The following is a 23,842-nucleotide window of genomic DNA, read 5'->3' on the forward strand; positions in this document are numbered from 1 at the left end:
CGGCCTGTCGCCGGAAAGGCGCCATTCTACGGGGCCGACGCGGAACGCGGCGTGTGCCCCGCCGATCCGTTGCCGAACCGGCTGCCGCTCAGCTGCCGCGATAGGTGGAATACCCGTACGGCGAGAGCAGCAGCGGCACGTGGTAATGGCCGTCGTCGGCAATGCCGAACGCGATCGGCACCTGTTCCAGGAAGGGCGGGTCGGGCAGTGCGGTGCCGGCGGCCCGCCAATAGCCGGCCACCTCGAATTCCAGCCGGTAGCGGCCGGGTTGCAGCGTGAGTGCGGCCAGTTCGGGGCAGCGCCCGTCCTGGTTGGTGACGCCGTCGAAATGCAGCGTGGCGCCGGCGAACAGGCGCAAGGCGATACCGGCGGCGGGGCGGCCCGTGGCCGTATCCAGCACGTGGGTGGACAGCGTGCTCATGCCACCGCCTGGGTCGGTTGCGGCCATTGGCCGATGAACTCGGGTTGGTCGTAAGCCAGGTAGCTCTCGACGATGGCCTGGCGGTCGTCCAGGAACAGCTGGTCGGCCACCGCGCGGGCCAGCCGCGGCAGCGCGACCTTGAGCCCGGACAGCGCCGCCGCCGACGGGCCGTGGTTGATCAGCGCCGAATAGTTGAAGGCGAACAAGCCGTGCAGCAGCGCGGCATCGTCGGGCGTGCGCGGCAGCAGTTCGAAGCCCGGGCCCAGGTAGGGGTGCGCATCCAGCACCGGATTGGCCTGGCCCGGCGGCGGCTGGTAGCGGTCGCCCCAGCAGGCGATGCGCCCGGACAGCGCGGCCAGTTCCGGGCGCAGTTGCGGGTCGGTGACCAGGCCGGTGGCAACGGCCAGAAAATCGAAGCGGTGCTCGCCCTGCGGCGTGCGCACCACCACCTCGCCATCGCGCTCGGCCACCTCCAGCCATGGCGCGCCCAGGTGCAGCGCGAAGCCGGCATGCGCGCAGGCACGCTGGAAGGTGTCGTTGGTCGGCGGCTGGTTGTGTGCGAAGAAGCTGGCCATCATCCGGTACTTGTCCGCATCCGGCAGCGTCAGAAAGCGCGGGATGATGCCGGCCTGTTCCATGTGGCGGAATGGATTGATGCGCGGCAATGCGCTGCGGCGCACGAACACCTCGGCACTGGCGACGCCTTGATCCAGCGCGAAACAGGCATTGTCGAACGCGGAGGCGCCACCGCCCAGGATGCCCACGCGCTTGCCGGCCAGCGCGGCGAAGTCGATGTGGCCGGAGGTATGCGCATAGCGCTGTGCGGGCAGGGCGCGGCTGATCCAGTCCGGCACCATCCACTGGCCGCCGCCCTGGATGCCGGTGGCCAGGATCAGCTTGCGCGTCAGCAGCGGCGCGCCCATCGCCAGATGCAGGCGGTGGATGCCCGGCGCCACGTCCGGCTCCACCCGCGCCAGCCGCGTGGCATTGCGCACCGGCAGGCGCAGCACCGCGCGGTACCAGCGCAGGTAATCCATCCAGCTGCCGCGCGGGATCTTGTCCAGCGCGTCCCAGCCGGCGCTGCCGTGTTGCGCTTCCCACCAGGCGCGGAAGGTCAGCGACGGCACGCCCAGGTCGATCGAGGTGATCTGCTTGGGCGTGCGCAAGGTCTGCATGCGCGCGTAGGTCACCCACGGGCCTTCCTGCCCGGCCGGGTTCTCATCGATGACCAGCACGTTGTGCACGCGCTCGCGTTGCAGTGCGAAGGCCGCGCCCAGGCCACTCTGGCCGGCGCCGACGATGACCACGTCATACACGTGCCCTGCCGGATGCACGCGCGGCTGCACCCAGGCATCGCCGCCATGGGCCAGGCGTTGCAGGTCGTGGTGGAGCTCGCGTTCGAGTTGGGCCAGGCTCATGGCAGTGCCTCCAGGCGCAGTTGCACGATCTTGCCGATCTCGGCGAGGGCGGTGGACAGTTCTTCGCTGCGCGAGGCATCCAGCCGGCGTTCCAGCGCAGCCAGGATGCCGGCCTTGTCGTGCAGCCGCACGCAGATCACGAACGGAAATCCGAAGCGATGGCGATAGGCCTGATTGAGCGCGTGGAAGCGCTTGAATTCGGCTTCGCTGAGCCGGTCCAATCCGGCCGAGGCCTGCTCGGCGGCCGACGCGGCGGTGAGGGTGCGGTCGATCGCCGCCTTGCCGGCCAGCTCCGGATGCGCGCGGATCAACGCAACCTGGTCTTCCTGCGACGCGTCGAACACCACCTGCATCAGCCCGCGGTACACATCGGCGAACGGGCGCCGCCGCGCAGCGCGTTCGACCACCCACGGCGAATGCTCGAACAGCTCGCGATAGCGCGCCACGAAGGCGGCATCGTCCAGCACGCTGTCGTCGATCACGCTCATGCATGCGTCCCCTGCAGCGACACATGCGCGGCCACCACTTTCCAGCCGTCGGCAAAACGCACCCAGCTCTGGCTCTGGCGGCCGCGCGCGATGCTGCCGTCGCGGATAAATTCTGCATGCGTGGTGGCGAAGTCGTGGCCGAAGCCATGCACTTCCACATGTGCGAGCTGGCGCTGTGGCGAGCCGCCGCGGCCGATGCGGAAGGCGCGGATTGCCTCGATGCCGTACAGCACTTCGCCCACGCCGTAGCGCACCGTGCTGGGTGCGGGGTGGAACAGCGCATCCATTGCGGCGATGTCGTCGTCCATCAGGGCTTGTTCGTAAGCATGGAAGGCGGCGGTCACTTGCGCGATCACCTCGGGCAGGTCGATGTCGGCGGTGTCGATGCTCATGCCTGATGGACCTGCAGCCAATGCCGCGCAATATCGATGCGGCGCGCAATCCAGGCATCGCCGCTGGCCAGCACATGATCGACGAAACGTGCCAGGGCCGCCGCGCGCGCCGGCTTGCCGACGATGCGCCCATGCAGGCCGACCGACAGCATGCGCCCGCCTTCGCTGCGCAGTTGCTCGAAGCCATCGCGCAGATAGCGGAAGAACGGCTCGCCATCGGCAAAGCCGTTGTAGGCGACGAATTTCATGTCGTTGGCGTCGAGCGTGTACGGCACGATCAACTGCGCACGGCCATGCCGGTGGTTGTAGTACGGCACATCGTCGGCGTAGCTGTCGGCGTCGTAGACAAAGCCGCCTTCCTCGGCGACCAGCCGCGCGGTGTTGGGGCTGGTGCGGCCCTGGTACCAGCCCAGCGGGCGGCTGCCGGTGGCGCGGGTGTGCACGGCGATGGCTTCGGCGATATGCGCACGCTCGGTGGCTTCATCCACATGCTGGTAATCGATCCAGCGCAGGCCGTGGCTGGCAATCTCCCAGTCGGCGGCCTGCATCGCGGCGACCGCTTCGGGATTGGAGGCCAATGCCTGCGCCACGCCGAACACGGTCACCGGCACATTGCGCGCAGTGAACAGCCGGTGCAGCCGCCAGAAGCCTGCACGGCTGCCGTATTCGTACAGGCTTTCCATCGCCATGGCGCGCGCGCCGGGCTGTGCTTGCGTGCCGACCATCTCCGACAGGAAGGCCTCCGAGCCGGTATCGCCGTTGAGTACGCAGTTTTCCGCACCCTCTTCGTAATTGATGACGAACTGCACCGCGATGCGTGCGCCACCGGGCCACTGTGCTGCAGGCGGGGTGGCGCCATAGCCGACCAGGTCGCGCGCTGTGTTCATGCATGCGGCTCCGCGTGCCAGGCAGCCAGTGCGGCTTCCACCGCCAGCCCTGGTGTGCAGGCGTAGCCTTCGGCGCGCAGCACCGCTTCCAGGGCGGCCAGGGTGATCAGCACCTTGTGTTTCATCGCGTTGTAGCCCATCGCTCCGATGCGCCAGATCCTGCCCTGCAACGGCCCGAACGCGGTGCCGATCTCGATCTCGAAATCCTCGCGCATGCGCCGGCGCACCGCATCGCTGTCGATGCCGTGCGGAATCACCACGCCGGTGACATTGGTCATGCGATGCGCATCATCGCCGAACACCTCCAGCCCCAGCGCGCGGATGCCGGCACTCACCGCACGCCCGGCGGCGGCGTGGCGGGCGAAGCGGGCGTCCAGGCCTTCCTGTAGCGCCACGCGCGCGCATTCGCGGGCGCCGTACAACATGGTGGTGGCTTCGGTGTGGTGATTGAGGCGCTTGTCCGACCAGTAATCCATGATCATCGCCAGATCGAAATAATTCGAGGCGATGCGCGGCCCGCTGCCGTTGACGATGTCCTCGCGCACGATGCCGCGCTCGACATGGCGACGCGCGAAGATCGCCTCGGCCGCCGCGTCGGAGACGGTGATCGGCGCCGAGCCGGACGGCCCGCCCAGGCATTTCTGCAGGCCGCCGGTGACCACGTCCACGCCCCAGCGATCGCTGGCGATGGGCATGCCACCGATGGTGGCGGTGGCATCGACGTAACTCAGCGCGCCGGCCGCGCGGCACAGCGCACCGAGGCCATCCAGCGGCTGGGCCATGGTGGTGGAGGTGTCGCCATGCACGGTAGCGACCAACTTGGGTGCCACGCGCTCGATCGCCTCGGCGATTGCAGCAAGCGGCACCACCTCGCCCCAGGGCGCATCCACGGTGTGCACGTCGGCACCGAGCCGGCCCAGGATCTCGGTGAGCAGCAGGCCGAAGCGACCGAAGTTGATCACCAGCACGCGGTCGCCCGGGCTGACCAGCGACACCAGCGCCGCTTCGATGCCGGCGCGCGCGGTGCCGTCGACCAGAAACGTCCAGCGATTCTCGGTGCCGAACAGTGGCCGGTACAGCGCCATCACCTCGTTCATGTAGGTGGTCATTTCCGGATCGAACTGGCCGAGCAGATCGGCGGCCATCGCACGCAGCACGCGCGGATGCGCATTGACCGGGCCCGGGCCCATCAACAGCCGTTGCGGGGGATCGAGCTCGCCGAAGGTGTGCAGGTGACGCAGATCAGGTGACAAGGGGATCTCCCAGGTGTTCGATGAAGTGGCGCATGACCGCCAGTGCGAGTTCGGCATCGGCCGGGGCCACGTGTTCGTCCGGATGATGGCTGATGCCGCCGGCGCAGCGCACGAACAGCATCGCGGTGGGGCAGAGCGCGGCCATCACCATCGCATCGTGGCCGGCGCCGGACACCAACTGGCGCGGCGCGATGCCTTGTGCGGCGACTGCGTGTGCCAGGCGACTCATCAGTACCGGTGCGCAGGGGCTGGCGGCGAGCGTCTGCAACGGGTCGATGGCGATGGCGATGTTGCGGGTTTTGCTGATACGGGCCAGTGCGCGTTCGATCTCCAGCACTGCCGCATCGCGCGTTGCATCGTCGCCGGCGCGCACGTCCAGCGAGCAGTCCACCCGGCCGGGCACCACGTTGGTGGCACCGGGTGCGACCTGCAGCTTGCCGACCGTGGCGACCAGGTCGTCGCTGCCGGCGCGTGCGATCCCTTCGATCGCCAGCAGGGCTTCGGCAGCGGCGCTCAATGCATCGCGACGCAAGGCCATGGTGGTGGTGCCAGCGTGGCCGGCACGTCCGTCGAAGCGCAGGGCAAAGCGCCGTTGCGCAGCGATCGCGGTGACGATGCCGACCGGCAGGCCTTCGGCTTCCAGCACCGGGCCTTGTTCGATATGCGTTTCCAGATAGGCCAGCACGCTGCCGGGCGCGCGTGCGGCCTGCTGTATGTGCGCGATGTCCAGGTCCCAGTCGGCCAGCGCGCTGACCACGTCGGTGCCGGCCGCGTCGGTGACCGCCAGCGTGGCGGGGTCGAGCGTGCCGGCGACTGCGCGGCTGCAGAACATCGAGGCAGGAAAGCGCGACCCTTCCTCGTCGCCGAAAGCGATCACCTCGATCGCGAACGGCAGGCGCCGGCCCTGGGCATGCAGCGCGGCGACGCATTCGATGCCGAGCAGGATGCCGAGCGGGCCGTCATAGCGCCCGGCATCGCGCACGCTGTCCAGATGGCTGCCGATCAGCAGCGCCGGTGCGTCGGCACGCGCGCCTTCGTAGCGCCCGATCAGGTTGGCCGCTGCGTCCAGACGCACCTGCATGCCGGCATGGCGCATCCATTCGCCCACCTGTGCGACGGCGGCGCGATGCGCCGGGCTGAGCCAGGCGCGGAACAGCCCGCCGGATGTGTCGCTGTAGGGCGGCAGGCCCAATGCGTCGCAGCGGTCGACCGCGCGTGCGCCCGAGCTGTGGACGGGTGAGCTGCGTTGCGCGCTCAGCATGGGGTGCCGTGCAGGAGTGTTGTTTTAACGCAGCTGCCAGGACCGCGATGCGACAGGGACTGATGCATGGAGCCTCCGCAGGCGGTGTGGAAAGGGGGGCGGGTATCGCCAACGTTGGTCGCCTCGCAGCAATGGCATCAGGTGCTTGCGCGGCCGGCGGCGGCCGTCGAATCGACTATACGAACCGGCCCCGTCACCCCAAAGCGGTTTTTTTAGGGCTGGGCGTTGCAAAAAATGCGACGGGCAGCTTGTGGCCCGTTTTGTTCCTTCTCCCGCCGGGAGCAGGTTCCAGCAGAGCGGATGCGGGTGCGGCAGCATCAAGGTAGCTGAGCAGCCGTACCCCCACCCCAACTCCTCTCCCGCATGAGCGGGGCTTTGGGATTCCTTTTTCACCGGCTGCTACAGTCATGCGGATTCCATGAAAGAGATTCACCAATGGCGCGCGACAACTTCAAGGACCTGCTGGCGCTGATCGCCATCGTTCGCGAGGGCAGCTTTACCCGCGCTGCTGCCAAGCTGGGCGTTTCGCAGTCGGCGCTGAGTCACACCATTCGCGGGCTGGAAGCGACGCTGGGTCTGCGCCTGCTGACCCGCACCACGCGCAGCGTGGCGCCCACCGAAGCCGGCGAGCGGTTGATCCAGACGGTGGCGCCGCGCTTTGCCGAGATCGAGGAGGCACTGTCTGCGCTCGGCGAAATGCGCGACACACCCGCAGGCACCGTGCGCATCACCGCCACCGACTACGCCGCGCGCGCGATCCTGTGGCCCAAGCTGTCCAGGCTGCTGCGCGACTACCCGGAGATCAAGGTCGAGATCGTGGTCGACAACGGCCTGACCGACATCGTCGCCGACCGTTACGACCTGGGTGTACGGCTGGGCGACCAGGTGGAAAAGGACATGATCGCCGCGCGCATCGCGCCGGACATGCGCATGGCCATCGTCGCCGCGCCGTCCTATTTCGCGCGTCGGCCCATCCCCAAGACGCCGCAGGACCTCACCGCGCACAGCTGCATCAACCTGCGCATGAAAACCGCCGGTGGCATCTACGCCTGGGAGCTGGAAAAGGATGGCCGCGAAGTCATCGTGCGCGTGGATGGCCAGCTGACCTTCAACGGCACCTACGAAGCGCTGGACGCGGCAGTGGACGGCTTCGGTATCGCGTTCGTGCAGGAGGATCTGGCGCGCCCGCATATCAAGGCCGGACGGCTGCGCTGGGTGATGAAGGACTGGTCGCCGACCTGGCCGGGCTTGCACGCGTTCTATCCCAGCCGCCGCCATTCCTCGTCCGCCTTCAACCTCGTCGTGGATGCGCTGCGCTACAAGGGCTGAAGGACCTGCGCCAGGGAGAGGCGTTTGACGCAGGCACATCGTTGATGAGCGGGCTTCATAAGCCCGTGCGCATCCACCATCTTTATCGCTGCCCACTGCCTGCGTAAGCTGCAGCACATCCAGACACGCGCACGCCCGAGCCGCAGCATCCGTTGCTGCATTGCGCCCGTCGTGCGTCGCTGCGGTGGCAGGTCGATGCAGTGCATCGCTGCCTGCAGCGCATCCCTTCCGAACACCAGGTTCGCTATCGAGCGCGGCATCAGCGCGCTTGCGGCGTGGCGTTCGTCTCGCATCCCACTTCGCACAAGGACCCCACATGCAAGCCAGTACGCTCGCTACCGATCCATCCTCGCGCGCCGCAGCCGTCGCAACCCGCCAGACCTGGAGCGCGGTCGGCTCGATGTCGCTCTGCGTTGCGCTGCTGATCGCCTCCGAATTCATGCCGGTCAGCCTGCTCACGCCGATCGCCGCAGATCTGCACGCCAGTGCCGGCATGGCCGGCCAGGCGATCTCGATCTCCGGCCTGTTCGCGGTGGTCGCCAGCCTGCTGATCGCACCGCTGTCGTCGCGCTTCAACCGGCGCCATGTGTTGATTGCCCTGACCGGGGTGATGCTGTTGTCGCTGCTGTTGATCGCCAATGCGCACAGCTTCGGCATGTTGATGGTGGCGCGCGCGTTGCTCGGCATCACCATCGGCGGCTTCTGGGCGTTGTCCACTGCCACGGTGATGCGCATCATGCCTGAGCATGCGGTGCCCAAGGCCTTGGGCATCATATTTATCGGTAACGCGGTCGCTGCTGCATTCGCCGCGCCATTGGGCAGCTATCTGGGCGCCACCATCGGCTGGCGCGGGGTGTTCTGGGGCATGTTGCCGTTGGTTGCGCTGACCATCGCCTGGCAATGGCGCAGCCTGCCATCGATGCCTGCGCAAGGCACAACTTCGCTGGGTGGCATCGTCACCTTGTTGAAGCGTCGCTATGTGGCGCGCGCCATGCTCGCGGTGATGCTCGGATTTGCTGGTGCGTTTTCTGCGTTCACCTACTTCCGCCCGTTTCTGGAAACCGTTGCGCAGGTCGATGTGTCGCAACTGTCATTGCTGTTGCTCGGCCTGGGCCTGGCCGGATTCGTCGGTACCTATGCCGCCACCGCGTTGGTGCCGAAGCGCTTGTTCACCCTGCTCAGCGTGCTGCCGGTCGCGCTGGGTGTGGCGACCATCAGCATGCTGCTGGCCGGTCACCTGGTGTGGGCCGTGGCCGTGGCGATGATTGCCTGGGGCACGCTCAACTCGGCGATGCCGGTGGCCTGGTCCACCTGGTTGAGCCGCTGCGTCAAGGACGCACCGGAAAGCGGCGGCGGCCTGATGGTTGCCGCAATCCAGCTTTCCATCATGCTGGGTGGTGCCGCGGGCGGCGTGCTGCTGGATCATGTGTCGATCGGCGCCACCTTTGTCGGTGCCAGCATGTTGCTGCTGGCCGCGTCACTGGTTGCAGGACGGGGCGATCGTTTACAACCGTGAGGGATGGTGATGAAAATCCAGATCCTGGCGCAGGGCATCCACACAGTAGTCGACAAACGTGCGTACCTTGGATGAGCTGCGACGGCCTTCCACGTAGACCACGTGCACCGGCTCCGGTGCGATTTCGAACGTGTCGAGGATGCAGGTGAGCTTGCCGCTCTGAAGGTGTTCGCGGATCTGGTAAGCCGGTACCTGCGTTAGTCCCCAACCCTGTACTGCGGCGGTGATGGCGGCGTTGAACGAGGTCACGCTCAGCCGCGAGGCGACATCGACCAGATGCTCGCACCCATCGATGCGGAACGGCCACTTGGGTGGGCGCTCGGACGGTGCGGTGGAGATGGTGGCGTGCTGCGGCAGATCGTCCGGCTGCTGCGGAGTACCGTGTGCTGCCAGATAGCCGGGCGAGGCGCAGACCATGCGACGTACGCTGCCGACCGGGATCGCGGTCAGCGATGAGTCCGGCAGGGCGCCAATGCGCACGGCGACATCGATGCCTTCGTCCAGTAGCGGCAGCACGCGGTCGACCAGGATGGCGCGCGCAGTCATCGACGGATATTCGCTGAGAAAGCGCGTCACCACCGGGGTGACATGCAATGCGCCGAACATCTGCGGCGCCGTCACCGTTAGCAAGCCGCTGGGAAGTGCGTGCAAGCCGGCCGCCCTGTTTTCGACATCCTCCAAATCGGCAAGCAGGCGCCGGCAGTCGATGGCGTACTGCTGCCCGGCCACGGTAAGCCGCATCTTGCGCGTGCTGCGCATGACCAGCAGCACGCCCAGGCGGCTTTCCAGCTGCGCGACGGTGCGGGTGACCGTTGCGGTGGAAATGCCAAGACGCCGCGCAACGCCGGCAAAGTTTGCCTGCCCTGCCAATGCGGCAAACAGCGTCATTTCCTGAATGCGGTCCACGTGCGTCTCAGAGATGGATGTGGCAGCAGCCTAACAGCCTGCCGATGCACCTTGCGCGACACACCACGGCCTGGCGATCGCACGCGGTTGTGCACCTGTGCGCAGCATTGCAGCAACGTCAATGGTGAATTGACCTCCCTGGTGGTTCTCGGCATCTGCCTGCGCACCTAGCATGGCCGTCACTTCGTCGATCTGGGATTTCCCATGGAGCATTCCGATGCGCCCATCGCGGACAACATCGCTCACGCCAGCACAGATATCGGCCGCCGCAACCTGCTGCGGGCGTCGTGCATAGGCACCGCATTCGCACTGGGCGCCGGTGCGCTCGACGCTGCCGACCTTTCCAGCACCACGATTGCACTCAAAGAGGACACCATGCCGAACGATGAAGCATTCCGCGTCAGCTTCCACACGCAACAGGTCGGCGATATCGAGGTGTTCTATCGCCAGGCCGGGCGCAAGGATGCGCCGGTGCTGTTGCTGCTGCACGGCTTCCCCAGTGCCAGCCATATGTTCCGCGATCTGATGCCGCTGCTGGCAAGCCAGTACCGCCTGATCGCGCCTGATCTGCCCGGCTTCGGCAACACCAAGGCGCCACCGCGCGGGCAGTTCGATTACACGTTCGACAATCTTTACAAAGTCATCGAAGGCTTCACCGAGGCATTGGGACTGGCCAGCTACAGCGTGTACGTGTTCGATTACGGCGCACCGGTGGGTTTTCGCCTGGCTGCGGCAAACCCGCACAAGGTGAGCGCCATCATCAGCCAGAACGGCAATGCCTATCTGGAGGGCTTCAGCGACCAGTGGGGTCCGTGGCAGGCGTACTGGCGTGAGCCGACTGCAGCCAACCGCGACGCCTGCCGTGACTCGCTGTCGCCGCAGACCATTCGCGACTGGCAGTACGCTACCGGTGCCGACCCGAGCAGGCTGTCGCCCGATGGCTACACCCTGGACATCGCGTACATGGCCCGCCCGGATGCCGAAGAGATCCAGCTGGATCTGATTCTCGACTACCGCAGCAATGTGGCGGCCTATCCCAGCTTCCACGCGTATTTCCGCACCCATCAGCCGCCACTGCTGGCGGTGTGGGGCAGGCACGATCCCGCCTTCATCCCGCCGGGTGCGCAGGCCTATCGCAAGGATCTGCCGAACGCCGAAGTGCATCTGCTGGATGCCGGACACTTCGCGCTGGAAACGCATGCGGTCGAGATTGCACAGTACATCCGCGATTTTCTGGGACGCGCGCTTGGCATGTCTTCGTAATCGCATGGCACGCGCCGGGAGCTGCAGCGTGTGACGCCGCCAACGCTCAGACCTGTCCTCACCGATGGTGCAGCTGGCCGACTCGGTAGTTGCTTTGTCGCGCGCTCGGCATGTGTCCTGTCACCCGGAGTGATCACCGACGTCACAGCTGAAGTGGCTTGATGCCAGTCGAGGTTGCTTTCGCGCCTCTCACTCGACCCCACCGCCGCTCGATATCCGGGGTGAATGACAGGCGCGCGTGGCCGGCGCAAGCAGGGTGATCGGTCGGTTGTGTGTGCGCATGGGCAAGCCTGCTGCAGCTGTAGGTCTCCCGCACCGATCGGGCCTGCGCATAGGGTGCAGCGTTGTTTCATCGTTCATTACTAAAGTTTTAGCGACGCTTGCCGCTGTATCAATGGGGCATCCCGACCCTTGCAGAATGAAGTCAGTCGATGGTCATGATGCGACCATGGGTGCGAATCTCTCGGCTCGGCTTCTTACTTGGCGCGGTGGTGCTGTCGATGTCGCCAAGTCTTGCCGCCGGGGAGCAAGCTGCGGCAGCGCCTGCGCGCGGCGATGTGCTGGTTCGGGTGATGGCGCTCGATGTCACGGTGGCGCACATCGACTCGACGATCCCCTCCATCGGCGGCAAGGTCAATACGCCCGACAAGCTCGTTCCAGGTGCAGACCTGAGCTATTTCATAACCGACCACTGGGCAGTGGAAGGACAAGGCGGGCCGTTCGTCCGCGTCTACCGGGTGAGGCAGTCGATTATCGGCGATTTCGACGTAGGCCGCATCCATACGAGAGCCGTCTCGCTGGTGCTCCAGTATCACTTGCGCCCGTCTGCCAAGCTCAAGCCCTATCTGGGGTTGGGCCTCAACTATGCTTGGTCAGGCGATGTCGAACCCGCAGCAGGCATCCCGGATTTCAAGGTTTCAGACATCACCAGCGGCATCGCCAGTCTGGGGGTGGATTACCGCGTGACTGATCGCTGGTTTCTCAGTGGCAGTGTGCGCTACCTGCTCAGCCCCACTTATCAATTCCGCGGGCACGGTTTCAACACCACCGTCAAACTCGACACCTTGGTGGTCGGGGCCGGAATCGGATACCGGTTTTGACGCATGAACTGGGTTCGGACACTGAAGCGAGTATTGCGCCTGGCGTGTCACCCGCGTTTCGAAGAGTAAGGCGATCGTTCATGCTCGACATCAAAACCCTCTATTTCAGCAGCGCGCTGGGCCGTGCCGCCTTTCTGGTGATCTTCCTGGTCACCTTGCTGGGTCAGCCCAGAGCACGTTATTTGCACCATTGGACTGCGGCGTTGCTGGCTTCCACCCTGGCCTCGCTGATCATCATCAACTATCACGCCAGCGTGGTGCTCCCGCCCTTGCCGGCGTTGATCATCTACACACTGTTCCTTTTGAGTCTGGTCGGTTCCTGGAGCGGCATGCGCCTGTTTTACGGGCGAGCACTGCCTGTGCTCCTGCTTATGCTACTGACCTTGGTGCCGGCGATGGCCTACGTCGTGGCCCTTGCCGTGGGTGTCCCCAACCGGTTTGCGCTGCCTATCATCTTCCTCAGTGCCGCCTTCTCGGCGGGCATGGTGCTGGTTGAGATCGTCAACGCGCCTGACCGCCGATTGATCTCTCAGTACGTGGTCGGGTTTGGGTTCGCCTGCTACTTCCTCGTGCTGCTCTTGCCGGCGTTGCTAATCCCCTTCGGCCTGATTCCGGCCGACGTCAGCCACAGCGGGCAGGTGCCGATGATCTTTGATCAAGTCAGCAGCATCCTGGTCTATTTTGGTTACATCGCCATGGCGGGTGAGCGCGCCAACCTCGGTTTCCAGCGCCTGGCCGAGAGCGATCCGCTGACCGATCTGTCCAACCGGCGCGGCGGCCGTCAGCTGTTGGAACGACTGCACCTGCGGTTGTCCCAGGGTGCGTCATGCAGCGTGGTGATCGGTGATATCGACCATTTCAAGGACATCAACGACACGCTGGGGCACGATGCCGGCGACACCGTGCTGATTGCACTGGCAGAGCGGCTCAAGAGCAGCCTGCGCAACCGAGACAGGGCGGTGCGCTGGGGCGGGGAAGAGTTTTTGATCGTTCTACCCGACGCCGGCATCGATGAAGCTGAACTATTCGCCGAGCGCCTGCGCGTGCTGATCGAGAGCGTTCCATTCGATGTCGATCAGCAGCAACTCACCGTCACCCTGAGCCTGGGTGCGGCCGAAATGGTGCCGGCCGACCCGAGCTTCGAGTCGGTCATCCTGCGTGCGGACCAAGCGCTCTATCGCGCCAAGCACGAGGGACGCAACCGGGTCTGCCGGTTTTGACACGTCTCGCACTCGATGGGGGGATTGGCACCTGATGCATGCTGTGAGATGAGAGCACCTCACAGCGCATCGGCCGGTACCGGCTTGTTACTCCGATGAAAGCAAGCCAAGGGTGAAGCCGGACACGGCATTGACCTTGCCGCGCCAGAGCACGCCACGGTTGCTGGGCAGGGGTTGGCCGCCGGGCGAGAAGCAACGCGAGTCGATCAGGTGAATGAACTGCGGCGGCCGGCTGCTTTGCGCATCTTCCTCGGTGTCGTAGATGCTGGCGTGGCTGGCAAACGCACGACGGATATCCTCTTTTTCCTCGGCATCGCCGGGGTAGGCGGCAGAGAATTCCTGCGCAAACGCCTCGAAGTACTGCTTGCCGCTGACCAGCTGGCCGGACACGATGATGCCCTCGACAAACAGCGTGATGCCGAACTGCACGTTCGAGCTGTTGACGGTTGCGACCAGCTTCTGCAGATACCAGTCCAGGCTCTGGCCATCAAACGCCAGCTTGACGTCTTCCAGGCTGGGTTGGTTGTCTTCTTGCTCTGTCATGTGGCTCTCCTTGGTGGAAGGTTGATGCGTCTGTCGAAATAAGCGCGGCGAAGTACCGATCGCCATGCATGCCCAAGAAAGCAGGTACGTCTTGTCCAGTGATCGGCGTGGTTGAGTCCGCCATCGTCGCCTTGGAGAGCATGTCCAGAGTCTATGACATGTTCACCTTGTCGGCTTGCAACTGGCTGGAGTCTCGGTCCTGAGTGCTAGCCGGTGCTGGCGTGCAAGCGGACGCTCTGACCTGATCGCTTGATTGGTTGCCAGCGATGTCCGTCCGTCACCACGCAGGCGCAGCAAGCATCATCGCGCCCCAACCATCACCACCCAGCCACCGCACCATCGGATCGCGGATCGCTTGCCCCGCTGATCACGCCATCCACCTCGCGCACCAGCGCGCCTGCGTGTCCCATCACCGAGGTGTAGGCGGGCAACAGGTCCACCGCATGCCCGGCATCGCGCAGTGCCTGCACCAGTGCCGGATCAAAGCGGTCTTCCAGCTTGAGTGACGTGCTCTCTTCGCCCCAGGTGCGGCCAAGCAGCCAGCGTGGTGCGGTGATGGCCTGTTGCAGCGGCACGCCGAAACGTGCGTAGCGGGAGAAGATCGCCGCCTGGGTTTGTGGCTGGCCTTCGCCACCCATGGTGCCGTAGGCCATGACGCGGCCGTCGTCGAAGGTGGCCAGCGCCGGGTTGAGGGTGTGGAAGGGTTTACGGCCCGGGGCGAGTGCGTTCCAGCCGTCGGGGGCGAGGCGGAAACTGCAACCGCGGTTTTGCCAGGTGATGCCGGTGCGTGGCAGCACCAGGCCGGAGCCGAATTCGAAATAGGTGGACTGGATGCAACTGACCGCGCGGCCGTGCGCGTCGATGGCGCCGAACCAGACGGTGTCGCCGGCCTGCGAGGGCTGCGGCCAGGGCAGCGCGCTGTGCATGTCGATGCGTGCGGCGAGCGCATCCAGTGCGGCACTGTCATCGAGCAGCGCCTGTGCATCCAGCGTCATCCAGTCGGGATCGCCGAGGTGTGCGTCGCGGATCAGGAAGGCCTGTTTGCTGGCTTCGACCAGGCCGTGGAGGTGCGCATAGCTGTCGGGCTGTTCGACCTGCAGGCGATCGAACAGGGCAAGGATCAGCAGCGAGGCCAGGCCTTGCGTGGGCGGTGCGTGGTTGTAGAGGCGTGCACCGTGGATGGCGACCGAGAGCGGTACGCTGGCGTCGGCGTGGTGGCTAGCAAGATCGTGCGCGCGTAGCGGGCTGCCGAGCGCCTGCAGGTCGGCGGCGATGTCGTCGGCCAGTGCGCCGCGATAGAAACTGTCCAGGCCCTGGTCGGCCAGCCGTTGCAGGGTGTGTGCGAGCTGCGTCTGATACAGCAGTGCGCCTTCGTGCAGCGGCGTGCCGTGGGGTTCGAAGATGTCCGCGTAGGCACCGGGTTGCACGCGCAGCTCGGCCCCCTTGCTGGTGGCGATGTGCGCACCGCCCAGCGTCACCGGCACGCCGGCGCTGGCGTGGTGGATGGCGTCCTGCAACAAGCGCTGCAGCGACAGGCTGCCGCCTGCGTGCTGCAGGGCAAGCGCCCAGCCGGAGACGGTGCCGGCGACGGTATTGGCCGCGCCCGGGCCGCGCCACGGAATGCTGCTGTGGCCGCGATAGAACTCCAGTGTTGCAGCCTGTGCGGCACGGCCGCAGGCGTCGATGGCGTGCACGCGGCCGTCGGGGTCGTGGATCAGCCAGAAGCCGTCGCCACCGATACCGGTCATGTGCGGGTAGACCACGGCCAGGCAGGCGGCAGTGGCGACGGCGGCTTCAATGGCATTGCCGCCGTCGCGCAGCACATCGCGCCCGGCCTGTGCGGCCAGATGGTGCGGGGCCACGACCATGCCGCGGCGTGCGCGCAAGGTGTGCAGCATCAGCGTGTCTCCGCCGGTGGGCTGAAGGCCAGCAGGCCGTCACGTTCGAGTTGCGCGGCGAGCGCGAACAGGCGGTCTTCGCGGCCAGGTGCGGCAATCAGCTGCACACCCAACGGCAAGTGACTGGGGCGCGGCAACGGCGCGGCCAGCACCGGGCAGGCGGCCAGGCCGAGCGGCTGGGTGAAGATTCCCAGGTTGGCGCGTGCGGACACCGGCAGGCCGTCGATCTGGATGGTGTCCTGGTCGATGCGCGGTGCCACGCAGGGTGTGGCCGGGGCGATCAACACATCCACCTCGTCCCAGAGGCGCTGCATGGCGGCGCCAAACCACTGCGCGAAGCGGTGCGCATCGGCCACCGCGCTGGCGGGCAGTTGCAGGCCGGCGAGCAGGCGGTCGCGGGTGGCCGGGTCGAACCGCTCGGCCTGCGTACTCAGGCCGGCGCGATGGCGGTGGCCGCCCTCGGCGGCGGTGAGCACGAAGGCGGCGGCGCGGGCGCGTTCTGCTTCGGGTAATTCGATGAGGGTGCTGCTGTTGCAGGCGGTCAGCAATGTGCCGAGGCCGGCATCCAGCTCGGGGTCGAGGTTGTGCTGGAACCAGCCGCCCAGGCGGGCGATGCGCAGGCTGCCGGCATTGCACGACGCCAATGGGCGACCGAGCATGACTTCATGGACGCGGCGCAGGTCGGCGATGGAGCTGGCGAACGGGCCGACCACATCCAGCGCATCGACGAAGCCGAACACGCCATCCAGCGGCAACGCGCCGTGCGTGGGGCGCAGGCCGTATACGCCGCATAGCGCGGCCGGGACGCGGATGGAGCCGTTGGTATCCGAGCCCAGCGCGAACGGCACCAGCCCGGCGGCCACCGCGGCGGCCGAGCCGCCCGACGAGCCACCGGCCAGATGGCGATGATCGTGCGGGTTGGCGGTGGTGCCGTAGTGCGCGTTGACGGTGGCGAAGCCGTAGGCGAATTCGTCCATGTTGGCGGTGCCGACCAGCACCGCGCCGGCATCGCTCAGCCGTTGCACCACGGCCGCATCGCGGCTGGCGGGCGCGCACTGCGCGCGCATGACGGCGCCAGCGGTGGTGACCTGGCCGGCGACGTCGAACAGATCCTTGACCACGAACGGCACGCCGGCCAATGCACCGCCGTCGCTACCGCCGGCCAGCGCGGCCTGCACGCGCGCGGCATCGGCGGCGGCGCGTGCGGGCAGCAGGCGGGTGATCGCGCGCAGGCCGTCGTTGGCCTGGTTGATGCGCGTGAGCGTCTGGGTGGCAAGGCGTGCAGCCAGGCTGGGCTGGCTGCGGGTGGTGCTGACGATGGAGGCGATCAGCCCGCGCGGCGTGGTGGTGTCCGGCGCTGCGGGGCGCGGCGCGTTGAAGCTGGCGAGCAGCTGCGCGTGGCCACGCAGGACCTCGGTATTGCGATCGATGCCGGCCTGCCACTGCGCTGGGAGTTGCATGGGGTCACCTGGTTGGGAGCGGGGATTCGCTAGTTGGGATTAGGGATTGGGATGCCGCAGCCTCATCCGCGCTTCGGGCAGCATCTCCCGAGGGGACAAGGGGGAGCGGCAAGCCGACTGCTGGTGGCTGCGGCGCGGTGAGGTGGTCTACCAGCAGCTGTTCGAACGCTTCGATATCCACCGCGTGCACCACGGTCTGCGCCTGCTCGCCCAGGCCCGGCTGGTACCCCGGTGCCCACGACAGGATGTCGCCGTAGCCGGCATCGAAGGCGGTGTTGGTATCGACGTAGAGCGTCTCGGTCCGTGTCGCCAGCTCGGGCCGCAGCCATACCGCGGTGGCCAGCTCGTCCCACATCGGAAAGCCCGGTTCGCGGCGGCGCAAGGCATGGCCGATGCGGGTATCGGCCGCGCTCATGCGCGCCAGCAGGTCGGGCGTGAGTTCGGTCGCGGTCGATGGGTCCACCGGCACCATGGTGATCTTGCGCCAGGGGGCGCGCATGACGATGCTGGCCGCTTCCGGATCCCAGCGGATATTGAATTCGCGGCGTGGCGAGTTGACGAACTCGCGTGCGAATTGCTGTGCGCTGATGCTGTTGCGTTGCTGCCGCGGGTTGAGGCTGCCGCCCATGTAGACCAGCTCGCGCGCCAGCGTGGCGAAGGCCGGATCCAGCGATTGCGCAAGCGCCAGATTGGTCAACGGGCCGGTGGCAATGATGCTCACCTCGCCCGGATACTGGCGCACCATGCGCAGCATGAACAATGCGGCGGGCTCGTCGGACGCGCGCACCACGCTGGGATTGCCCAACGGCAGGTCGGGCACCACGTCGTGAGCGTGATAACGCGGCGCGCTTTGCACGGTGTCGCCATCCACCCAATGCCTGGTCCAGGCACCTTTCCAGACCAGCTTGCCGTAGAGCGCTTCCCAGCGCTCGGTGGCCAGTTCGCTGTTGAGCAGCGGATGCACCGGGCCGGGCAGCACCGGGATGTCGGGGTGACCGGCCAATTCCAGCAGGCGGCAGCTATGCGCCAGCACTCCGTCGCGCCAGATGTTGCCGCTGACCGCGCTGATGCCCAGCACCTCGACCTCGGGCGACTGCAACAGCAGCAGCTGCGCGGGTGTAAAGCCGTCGATGTCGTCTTCGAGAATGACGCGGCGTCTGGATGTGGTGGCGTGCGGGTCGGTCATTGCGCTTTTGTCGTGGAAGGTTGAATGCATTGCAGCGGCGATGGATCAAGGGCGTTGGTAGGAGCGTGCCTGCGCGCGACGGCGGGTTACCGGTAAAGCCCGTTCGCGCTCTGGCGCGCTCCTACCTGCAACAACGTGCGCTCGTACTGGGCCAGGTCGGTTTCCAGCTGCCATTGCAGCCGGGCCTTCTCGCTGCCCTGGCGGAATGCGCGACAGGCAGCATCATCGGTTTCGCGCTGCAACGCAGTGGCGCAGGCCTGCGCAGCGTTACCGTCGGCATCCCACAGGCTGGTGCCCGGCAGGAAGCTGTAGGTCAGACCGTTGCGGGCGAGCTGTTTGAGCGTGGGGTAATCGATGCCCTGTTCCTGCATCGCGCGTTGATACTCGTGGGTCATGTCCGCGCGCGAGACGCCGGCGTCGTCGGTGGACAGCACCACCGGCACGCCGGCGCGCAGATACATCGCCAGCGGATGTGCGGGGCCTTTGACGCCGAGGATCACATCGTTGCTGGTGAGGTTGATCTCCACCGCAATCTGCTGGCGGCGCAGGCGCTGCAGCAGGCCGTCGGCGTCGTCTTCATAAGGCAGGTCCACGCCATGACCGATGCGGCGCGCACCGGCGTCCACCGCCTGGCGGATATGCGAGCGCAGTTGCGCCGGCGGCACCAGGCCCAGGGCCAGCTCGCCGGCGTGCAGGGACAGCGGCACGTCGGGGTAGCGCGCGGCAAAGAAGTGGAACATCGCCATGTGCCGCGCGTAATCGGCCAGCGCCACCGGGTTGTCTTCGGGCGCGACGATGTTCAACGCCACCGCGCGGCTGCCGCCGGCGGCGATCAGCGCATGCGCCAGCGCCATCTGCCCGAACACCATCGGCTGCGGCAACACGCGCAGCACGTAAGGCACGTAGCGGTAGGTGACCTGGCAGCCGGGACGTGCATCGGGCTGGTCGCAGTGCAGCACGCGCCGCACCTGGGCATCGGTGTCGGCAAGCGCGCGTTGTGCGGCCTGCACCAGCGGCGGCAAGGCATCCTGCAAGGCGCGCAGGTTGGCCGCGTCGTCGTCGCCCTTCCAGGGCAAGGACTGCATCTGTCTGGCCGCCTCATCCATCTGCGGTGGGTTGGCGATGATTTCCACATAGGGCACGCGGTCGCGTGCGGCCTGCTCCAGCACTGCGGCCACGGTGTCGGCAACGCGCGTGCGCACCACCGCGTCGAACTTGCCGAAGGTGCCGAAGAACTGATCGTGTCCGGTGGGTTGCGACGGGCTGGGCAGGAACTTGCGCATCGACAAGGCATCCACCACCCGGCCATACAGCGCGGCATTGCGCATTGCCAGGTCGCGTGCCGGCTCCTGGCCGTTGCCACACGGCGGCGCGCGCAGGCTCAGGTCATCCAGTTGCACGCAGGCGCCATCCTCGCTGGCCCACTGCAGGTAGTCCTCGGCATACACCGAGCCGGACAGATGGTTATGCAGGTCGCCGCCCTTGGGCATCGCCTGCAGCCAGGCACGCAGCTGCGCAGGCTGATCGGCGGCGGTGCGCAGTAGCTGCGCCACCTGCTGCTCGCGTTGCTGTGCAGGGGTGGCTTGGCTGCGTGCCGGTGCGGCGGTGGGCAACAGCAGGCATAGCGCCACAATCAGACTGCGATGAACGATGGACATGCGATGGAAAGCTCGGAAAGAACGGCAATGGCGCGATTACGCCGCCGGTAGATGCGAAGCATGCCTTGCATGCGTGGTGGACGGCCAGCGCTGGAGTGGTTTTTTGCTGGTGCCGAAGCTCGTGTTGGTGGGCGGATGGCTGGGTGAGGTTGCAAGGCGGCTTAGTGCTGCATGAGGCTCCGTGCCACCATCAATGCCTGCGGATCGACAAGCGCTGCACCTGGTTTTCTTCGTCGCTTGCGAATCTCCCGCAGCGTCCTGCACGTCGGCATGCCAGGCTTGCTGCTGCACACCAGACCAGCGCAGACAAGCGCGCTGCAGCGACCAGGCCTTTTCCGGCAGCGGGTACGCGATGTACGGGTGATGCACTGCGGCTGCGTGCAGGTCATGACGATCGGCAGCAAAACGCATCGTCATCTGCAGTGCCTAGCGATCGCATCGGCAGGACCATCGGCATGGGGCAATGGCTGCACTCGCAGCAACGCTGCACAGGCATCCGCCACACCCAGGCCGCCTCAAAGATCCAGCACCAGCCGCGGCGAGCGACTACGCGAACAGCACAGCGTGATCTGCCGGTTCTGCGCGTGTTCGCTGTCGCTGAGCACACTGTCGCGGTGATCGGGGGTGCCGGCCAGGACGCCGGTCAGGCAGGCGCCGCACATGCCCTGCTCGCAGGACAGCGGCACCTCGATGCCGGCGTCCAGCAGGGCGCTGGCGATGCTGCAGTCGGCCGGCACCTGCACCACGCGGCCGCTGGCGGCCAGCTCCACTTCGAAGGCGCTGTCGGCAGCGTGGGCGATGCCGGACTCGGCGGCGGCGAAGTGTTCGCGGTGCAGCTGCTCCGCCGTCCAGCCGTGCGCCCTGGCGAGCATGGTGAAGTGGTCCATGAAGGCGGCCGGCCCGCACAGGTACAGCTGGTCGCGCGCACGCGCCTGGCCCAATTCCTCGGGCACATGCACGCGCGGGCTCTCGCCGCCGTCGCTCAGATGCACCTGCACCTGGCCATGCGCGAAGCCCTGCTGCAACCGCTGACCGAACGCCACGTCGGCGTGCCGGCGGGCGTAGTAGTGCAGCACGAAGGGTTCGCCGCGCGCTTCCAGCGCTTCGGCCATCGACAGCAGCGGGGTGATGCCGATGCCGGCGGCCAGCAGCACGTGGCGCTCGCCCGGATGCAGCGGAAACAGGTTGCGCGGTGTCGAGATGCGCAGGCGATCACCGGTGCTCAGCTGCTCGCACAGATGCCGCGAGCCGCCGCGCGAGGCGTCGGCCAGCTTCACGCACAGCAGGTAGTGGTCGCGCACATGCGGCGCGCTGGCGATCGAGTACTGGCGGATCATGCCGTCGGGCAGATGCAGGTCCACATGCGCGCCGGCCTCGAAGGCCGGCAATTCCGCGCCGACCGGCTCCAGCCGGATCGCGCGTTGGCGATGGCCCTGGTCGAAAACCTCGGCAACGCGGACCTCGTGCAACTGCATGGCGTGCTCCTTGGCGGTCAGCGCAGGAAGAAGTCGCTATAGCCCTGGCTGCGCAGGCCACGGCGATAGGCGATGGAGCTGCGGTCGGCCGGGATATGCACTTCCAGCAGCGGGTCCAGCGGCAGGTATTCCGGGCGCTGCGCCTCGACCATGGCGCGGTCTTCCTCGAACACGCGCAGGTTGAAGGCGTGCACGTCCTCCACCGGCAGATGGGTGTCGAAGTTGCGCGCGATCGGCACCAGCAGGCGCGTCTTGTGCTTGGACACCGGGCTGGCCGCGTTCATGATCACCAGCCGTTTGCCCGGCACCGGGAAGTGGATGGTGAGGGTGGCGGTGAACGGCAGATGCACCTCGAAATGGCGCAGCCACTGGAAATCCGGGTCCACGTCCGGCAGCGGCATGTCCACCGAATAGTTGGCCACCGAGCTCAGGTAGTCGGCATTGAAGCCGGTCGGCGTCTCGGTGGTGGTGTAGGCCGGCACCTCGCGCTTGTCCGGCTGGGCAAAGGTGGCGGTGTGCACGAAGGCGAAATGCGCCACGTCGATGAAGCCCTCCAGCTGGCGCGCGGCACTGCCGCCGATGTCGAAGGCCGGGCAGACGATCTGCTGGAAGCCGTCCTCGTCCCAGCCGGGCATCGGTGGAATCTGCACCTCGGCCGCGCTGACGCCGGCCGGTTTGGCCAGGCACACCCAGATCAACCCGTAGCGCTCGGCCACCGCGTAGGTGTGCAGGCGCATCTTGGCCGGGATGTTCTGGCTGGGGCTGGCGGGGATATGGTTGCAGCGCCCGCCCGAGCCGAAGCGCAGCCCGTGGTAGGCGCAGACCACGCCGCCGCCATCGGCGGTGCCCATGCTCAGCGGCACGCCGCGGTGCGGGCAGACATCGCGCGCGGCCACCAGTTCCTCGCCCAGCCGGTACAGCACCAGCGGCTCGTCCAGCAGGGTGGCCTTGAACGGTGCCTGCCCGACCTCGCTGCTCAGCGCCACCGCGTGCCAGTGCTGGGCCAGGCGCTGCCAGTCGGCGGCCTCGAAGGTGCAGTGCAGCGGCAGGGCGGGGACGGCGACATCCATGGGTCCAGTCTCTGGCGTAGGGCGGGAGCGGTGCCGGATTGACTCTAGGAAGCCCGGGGTGTGTTATCAAACATCGATTTTCAGCCAAGCCATTGCAAAAAATGCAACGCCAACCGAGCCCCGCCGCATGCTGACCTTTTCCCGCTTCACCCGTTACTTCATCGAAGTGGCCCGCTGCGGCAGCATCCGCAAGGCCTCCGATGTGCTGCACGTGTCGGCCTCGGCGATCGACCGGCAGATCCTCAAGGCCGAGGAAGAGCTGGGCGCGCAGCTGTTCGAGCGCCTGCCGGGCCGGCTGCGGCTGACCGCCGCCGGCGAGCTGCTGCTGGTGGACGTACGCGGCTGGGAGAAGGCCTACGCCCGCACCCTGGAGCGCTTCGACGAGCTCAAGGGGCTGCGCCGCGGGCATGTGGAGATCGCAATGATCGACGCGCTCAGCGAGGGCGTGGTCCCGGAGGCGGTGGCGGCGCTGGTGCAGGAGTACCCCGGCATCACCTTCAACCTGTCCACCGCGCGCAACCAGCGGGTGATGGAAATGGTGACCTCGGCCGATGTGGACATCGGCCTGCTGCTGGACCCGGTGAGCAGCGTGGACCTGGAGGTGCGCGCCTTTGCCGACATCCCGTTGGGGATTGCGATGCCGGTCGGCCACCCGCTCAGCACCCGCACCGAGCTGCAGCTGAGCGAAACGCTGGAACACCGCCTGCTGCTGCCGGCCGCCCCGCTGATCGTCGGCGAGCATGCCAAGGTGCTGTACCAACGCCAGCACATCGACGTGAAGCGGCTGACCCACTGCAACGATGTGCGCACCCTGCGCGGGTTGGTGCGCGCCGGTGCCGGCGTGGGCCTGATGTCGTGGCTGGATGCCGCGCCGGATGTGGCCGACGGCCGTCTGGCATTCGTGCCGTTCCGCCGCCACCTGACCAAGCCGATGACGCTGGCGCTGTGCGTGGCCCCGCAGCGGCAGCTGTCGCGTTCGGCGCTGCTGACGATCCAGGCGCTGGCGGCGAAGATCGATGCGATGGCGGTGCCGGTGGTGGGTTGAACCCCTCTCTCTCCTGGAAGAACGGAGCAAAGCCCCTCTCCTGCGGGAGAGGG

General features: G+C 66.8%; 22 protein-coding genes. 6 read left to right on the top strand and 16 right to left on the bottom strand.

What is annotated here, in order from left to right:
• Positions 1 to 88 precede the first annotated feature (88 nt).
• From uraH to KHN93_RS01620, 7 genes are read right to left on the bottom strand one after another with little or no spacing between them, the layout of a single operon-like run.
• Complete coding sequence (gene uraH, locus KHN93_RS01590; RefSeq protein ID WP_016901422.1) at positions 89 to 448, bottom strand: hydroxyisourate hydrolase; 360 nt, start codon at positions 446 to 448, stop codon at positions 89 to 91.
• The gene (gene hpyO / locus KHN93_RS01595; protein ID WP_211921714.1) at positions 418 to 1,839 is read right to left on the bottom strand and encodes an FAD-dependent urate hydroxylase HpyO; all 1,422 of its coding nucleotides are present in this window, start codon (positions 1,837 to 1,839) and stop codon (positions 418 to 420) included. Before hpyO ends, uraH begins: the two co-directional genes overlap by 31 nt.
• On the bottom strand, positions 1,836 to 2,327 hold the full coding sequence (uraD, locus tag KHN93_RS01600; RefSeq protein ID WP_016901424.1) for a 2-oxo-4-hydroxy-4-carboxy-5-ureidoimidazoline decarboxylase: 492 nt from the start codon (positions 2,325 to 2,327) through the stop codon (positions 1,836 to 1,838). Before uraD ends, hpyO begins: the two co-directional genes overlap by 4 nt.
• A complete protein-coding gene (gene hpxZ, locus KHN93_RS01605; protein WP_184352970.1) occupies positions 2,324 to 2,719 on the bottom strand; it encodes an oxalurate catabolism protein HpxZ in 396 nt (131 codons plus the stop codon). Before hpxZ ends, uraD begins: the two co-directional genes overlap by 4 nt.
• Positions 2,716 to 3,606, bottom strand: a complete 891-nt coding sequence (puuE, locus tag KHN93_RS01610; protein WP_211921716.1) for an allantoinase PuuE — start codon at positions 3,604 to 3,606, stop codon at positions 2,716 to 2,718. Before puuE ends, hpxZ begins: the two co-directional genes overlap by 4 nt.
• Positions 3,603 to 4,859, bottom strand: coding sequence for a pyridoxal-phosphate-dependent aminotransferase family protein (locus KHN93_RS01615; RefSeq protein WP_211921718.1), 1,257 nt, complete (start codon positions 4,857 to 4,859; stop codon positions 3,603 to 3,605). The genes puuE and KHN93_RS01615 overlap by 4 nt, the downstream gene beginning before the upstream one ends.
• A complete protein-coding gene (locus KHN93_RS01620; RefSeq protein ID WP_211921720.1) occupies positions 4,849 to 6,120 on the bottom strand; it encodes an allantoate amidohydrolase in 1,272 nt (423 codons plus the stop codon). The genes KHN93_RS01615 and KHN93_RS01620 overlap by 11 nt, the downstream gene beginning before the upstream one ends.
• A gap of 435 nt (positions 6,121 to 6,555) precedes the next feature.
• Here KHN93_RS01620 and KHN93_RS01625 point away from each other — a divergent pair, with 435 nt between their 5' ends.
• Together KHN93_RS01625 and KHN93_RS01630 are read left to right on the top strand one after the other, a co-directional pair.
• Positions 6,556 to 7,449, top strand: a complete 894-nt coding sequence (locus KHN93_RS01625) for a LysR family transcriptional regulator (protein WP_024939822.1) — start codon at positions 6,556 to 6,558, stop codon at positions 7,447 to 7,449.
• Between the two features lie 316 nt (positions 7,450 to 7,765).
• A complete protein-coding gene (locus KHN93_RS01630; protein ID WP_211921722.1) occupies positions 7,766 to 8,965 on the top strand; it encodes an MFS transporter in 1,200 nt (399 codons plus the stop codon).
• Here KHN93_RS01630 and KHN93_RS01635 read toward each other — a convergent pair.
• A complete protein-coding gene (locus tag KHN93_RS01635) occupies positions 8,954 to 9,853 on the bottom strand; it encodes a LysR family transcriptional regulator (protein WP_167704953.1) in 900 nt (299 codons plus the stop codon). The genes KHN93_RS01630 and KHN93_RS01635 overlap by 12 nt on opposite strands.
• A gap of 393 nt (positions 9,854 to 10,246) precedes the next feature.
• Here KHN93_RS01635 and KHN93_RS01640 point away from each other — a divergent pair, with 393 nt between their 5' ends.
• The 3 genes from KHN93_RS01640 to KHN93_RS01650 all read left to right on the top strand — a co-directional run bounded on the left by KHN93_RS01640 (position 10,247) and on the right by KHN93_RS01650 (position 13,454).
• Entirely contained in the window at positions 10,247 to 11,134 is an 888-nt protein-coding gene (locus KHN93_RS01640) for an alpha/beta fold hydrolase (protein ID WP_212579576.1), read from the top strand.
• 437 nt (positions 11,135 to 11,571) lie between these two features.
• The gene (locus KHN93_RS01645; RefSeq protein WP_211921725.1) at positions 11,572 to 12,234 is read left to right on the top strand and encodes an OmpW/AlkL family protein; all 663 of its coding nucleotides are present in this window, start codon (positions 11,572 to 11,574) and stop codon (positions 12,232 to 12,234) included.
• 80 nt (positions 12,235 to 12,314) lie between these two features.
• On the top strand, positions 12,315 to 13,454 hold the full coding sequence (locus KHN93_RS01650; RefSeq protein WP_211921727.1) for a GGDEF domain-containing protein: 1,140 nt from the start codon (positions 12,315 to 12,317) through the stop codon (positions 13,452 to 13,454).
• Positions 13,455 to 13,541: 87 nt separating this feature from the next.
• On the opposite strand, the gene gvpU is transcribed toward KHN93_RS01650, so the two are convergent.
• The 8 genes from gvpU to KHN93_RS01690 all read right to left on the bottom strand — a co-directional run bounded on the left by gvpU (position 13,542) and on the right by KHN93_RS01690 (position 22,744).
• Positions 13,542 to 13,997 carry a gas vesicle accessory protein GvpU gene (gvpU, locus tag KHN93_RS01655; RefSeq protein WP_016901435.1) on the bottom strand — a complete coding sequence of 152 codons (456 nt, stop codon included), beginning with the start codon at positions 13,995 to 13,997 and terminating at the stop codon, positions 13,542 to 13,544.
• Between the two features lie 317 nt (positions 13,998 to 14,314).
• Positions 14,315 to 15,895, bottom strand: a complete 1,581-nt coding sequence (ggt, locus tag KHN93_RS01660) for a gamma-glutamyltransferase (RefSeq protein WP_047130218.1) — start codon at positions 15,893 to 15,895, stop codon at positions 14,315 to 14,317.
• Complete coding sequence (locus KHN93_RS01665) at positions 15,895 to 17,355, bottom strand: AtzE family amidohydrolase (protein WP_211921729.1); 1,461 nt, start codon at positions 17,353 to 17,355, stop codon at positions 15,895 to 15,897. The genes ggt and KHN93_RS01665 overlap by 1 nt, the downstream gene beginning before the upstream one ends.
• A 4-nt stretch (positions 17,356 to 17,359) precedes the next feature.
• Positions 17,360 to 18,541, bottom strand: coding sequence for a nucleoside hydrolase (locus tag KHN93_RS01670; protein ID WP_211921731.1), 1,182 nt, complete (start codon positions 18,539 to 18,541; stop codon positions 17,360 to 17,362).
• 86 nt (positions 18,542 to 18,627) lie between these two features.
• Positions 18,628 to 20,199 carry an adenosine deaminase family protein gene (locus KHN93_RS01675; protein WP_211921733.1) on the bottom strand — a complete coding sequence of 524 codons (1,572 nt, stop codon included), beginning with the start codon at positions 20,197 to 20,199 and terminating at the stop codon, positions 18,628 to 18,630.
• Between the two features lie 36 nt (positions 20,200 to 20,235).
• Entirely contained in the window at positions 20,236 to 20,616 is a 381-nt protein-coding gene (locus KHN93_RS01680; RefSeq protein WP_211921735.1) for a hypothetical protein, read from the bottom strand.
• 98 nt (positions 20,617 to 20,714) lie between these two features.
• Positions 20,715 to 21,674: a PDR/VanB family oxidoreductase gene (locus KHN93_RS01685; protein ID WP_181141987.1), complete on the bottom strand. Its 960-nt coding sequence runs from the start codon at positions 21,672 to 21,674 to the stop codon at positions 20,715 to 20,717.
• Positions 21,675 to 21,691: 17 nt separating this feature from the next.
• Positions 21,692 to 22,744, bottom strand: a complete 1,053-nt coding sequence (locus KHN93_RS01690) for an aromatic ring-hydroxylating oxygenase subunit alpha (RefSeq protein ID WP_039511158.1) — start codon at positions 22,742 to 22,744, stop codon at positions 21,692 to 21,694.
• A gap of 127 nt (positions 22,745 to 22,871) precedes the next feature.
• Here KHN93_RS01690 and KHN93_RS01695 point away from each other — a divergent pair, with 127 nt between their 5' ends.
• On the top strand, positions 22,872 to 23,789 hold the full coding sequence (locus KHN93_RS01695; protein ID WP_211921737.1) for a LysR family transcriptional regulator: 918 nt from the start codon (positions 22,872 to 22,874) through the stop codon (positions 23,787 to 23,789).
• Positions 23,790 to 23,842 lie beyond the last annotated feature (53 nt).

It is taken from the genome of Xanthomonas arboricola pv. juglandis (genome assembly GCF_905367715.1).
Classification (GTDB): Bacteria; Pseudomonadota; Gammaproteobacteria; order Xanthomonadales; family Xanthomonadaceae; genus Xanthomonas; species Xanthomonas arboricola.

Coding starts and splice junctions, on each gene's coding strand:
- uraH (WP_016901422.1), bottom strand. CDS start 448: ATGGCCGCAACCGACCCAGGCGGTGGCATGAGCACGCTGTCCACCCAC.
- hpyO (WP_211921714.1), bottom strand. CDS start 1,839: ATGAGCCTGGCCCAACTCGAACGCGAGCTCCACCACGACCTGCAACGC.
- uraD (WP_016901424.1), bottom strand. CDS start 2,327: ATGAGCGTGATCGACGACAGCGTGCTGGACGATGCCGCCTTCGTGGCG.
- hpxZ (WP_184352970.1), bottom strand. CDS start 2,719: ATGAGCATCGACACCGCCGACATCGACCTGCCCGAGGTGATCGCGCAA.
- puuE (WP_211921716.1), bottom strand. CDS start 3,606: ATGAACACAGCGCGCGACCTGGTCGGCTATGGCGCCACCCCGCCTGCA.
- KHN93_RS01620 (WP_211921720.1), bottom strand. CDS start 6,120: ATGCTGAGCGCGCAACGCAGCTCACCCGTCCACAGCTCGGGCGCACGC.
- KHN93_RS01625 (WP_024939822.1), top strand. CDS start 6,556: ATGGCGCGCGACAACTTCAAGGACCTGCTGGCGCTGATCGCCATCGTT.
- KHN93_RS01630 (WP_211921722.1), top strand. CDS start 7,766: ATGCAAGCCAGTACGCTCGCTACCGATCCATCCTCGCGCGCCGCAGCC.
- KHN93_RS01635 (WP_167704953.1), bottom strand. CDS start 9,853: ATGACGCTGTTTGCCGCATTGGCAGGGCAGGCAAACTTTGCCGGCGTT.
- KHN93_RS01640 (WP_212579576.1), top strand. CDS start 10,247: ATGCCGAACGATGAAGCATTCCGCGTCAGCTTCCACACGCAACAGGTC.
- KHN93_RS01645 (WP_211921725.1), top strand. CDS start 11,572: ATGATGCGACCATGGGTGCGAATCTCTCGGCTCGGCTTCTTACTTGGC.
- KHN93_RS01650 (WP_211921727.1), top strand. CDS start 12,315: ATGCTCGACATCAAAACCCTCTATTTCAGCAGCGCGCTGGGCCGTGCC.
- gvpU (WP_016901435.1), bottom strand. CDS start 13,997: ATGACAGAGCAAGAAGACAACCAACCCAGCCTGGAAGACGTCAAGCTG.
- ggt (WP_047130218.1), bottom strand. CDS start 15,895: ATGCTGCACACCTTGCGCGCACGCCGCGGCATGGTCGTGGCCCCGCAC.
- KHN93_RS01665 (WP_211921729.1), bottom strand. CDS start 17,355: ATGCAACTCCCAGCGCAGTGGCAGGCCGGCATCGATCGCAATACCGAG.
- KHN93_RS01670 (WP_211921731.1), bottom strand. CDS start 18,541: ATGACCGACCCGCACGCCACCACATCCAGACGCCGCGTCATTCTCGAA.
- KHN93_RS01675 (WP_211921733.1), bottom strand. CDS start 20,199: ATGTCCATCGTTCATCGCAGTCTGATTGTGGCGCTATGCCTGCTGTTG.
- KHN93_RS01680 (WP_211921735.1), bottom strand. CDS start 20,616: ATGACGATGCGTTTTGCTGCCGATCGTCATGACCTGCACGCAGCCGCA.
- KHN93_RS01685 (WP_181141987.1), bottom strand. CDS start 21,674: ATGCAGTTGCACGAGGTCCGCGTTGCCGAGGTTTTCGACCAGGGCCAT.
- KHN93_RS01690 (WP_039511158.1), bottom strand. CDS start 22,744: ATGGATGTCGCCGTCCCCGCCCTGCCGCTGCACTGCACCTTCGAGGCC.
- KHN93_RS01695 (WP_211921737.1), top strand. CDS start 22,872: ATGCTGACCTTTTCCCGCTTCACCCGTTACTTCATCGAAGTGGCCCGC.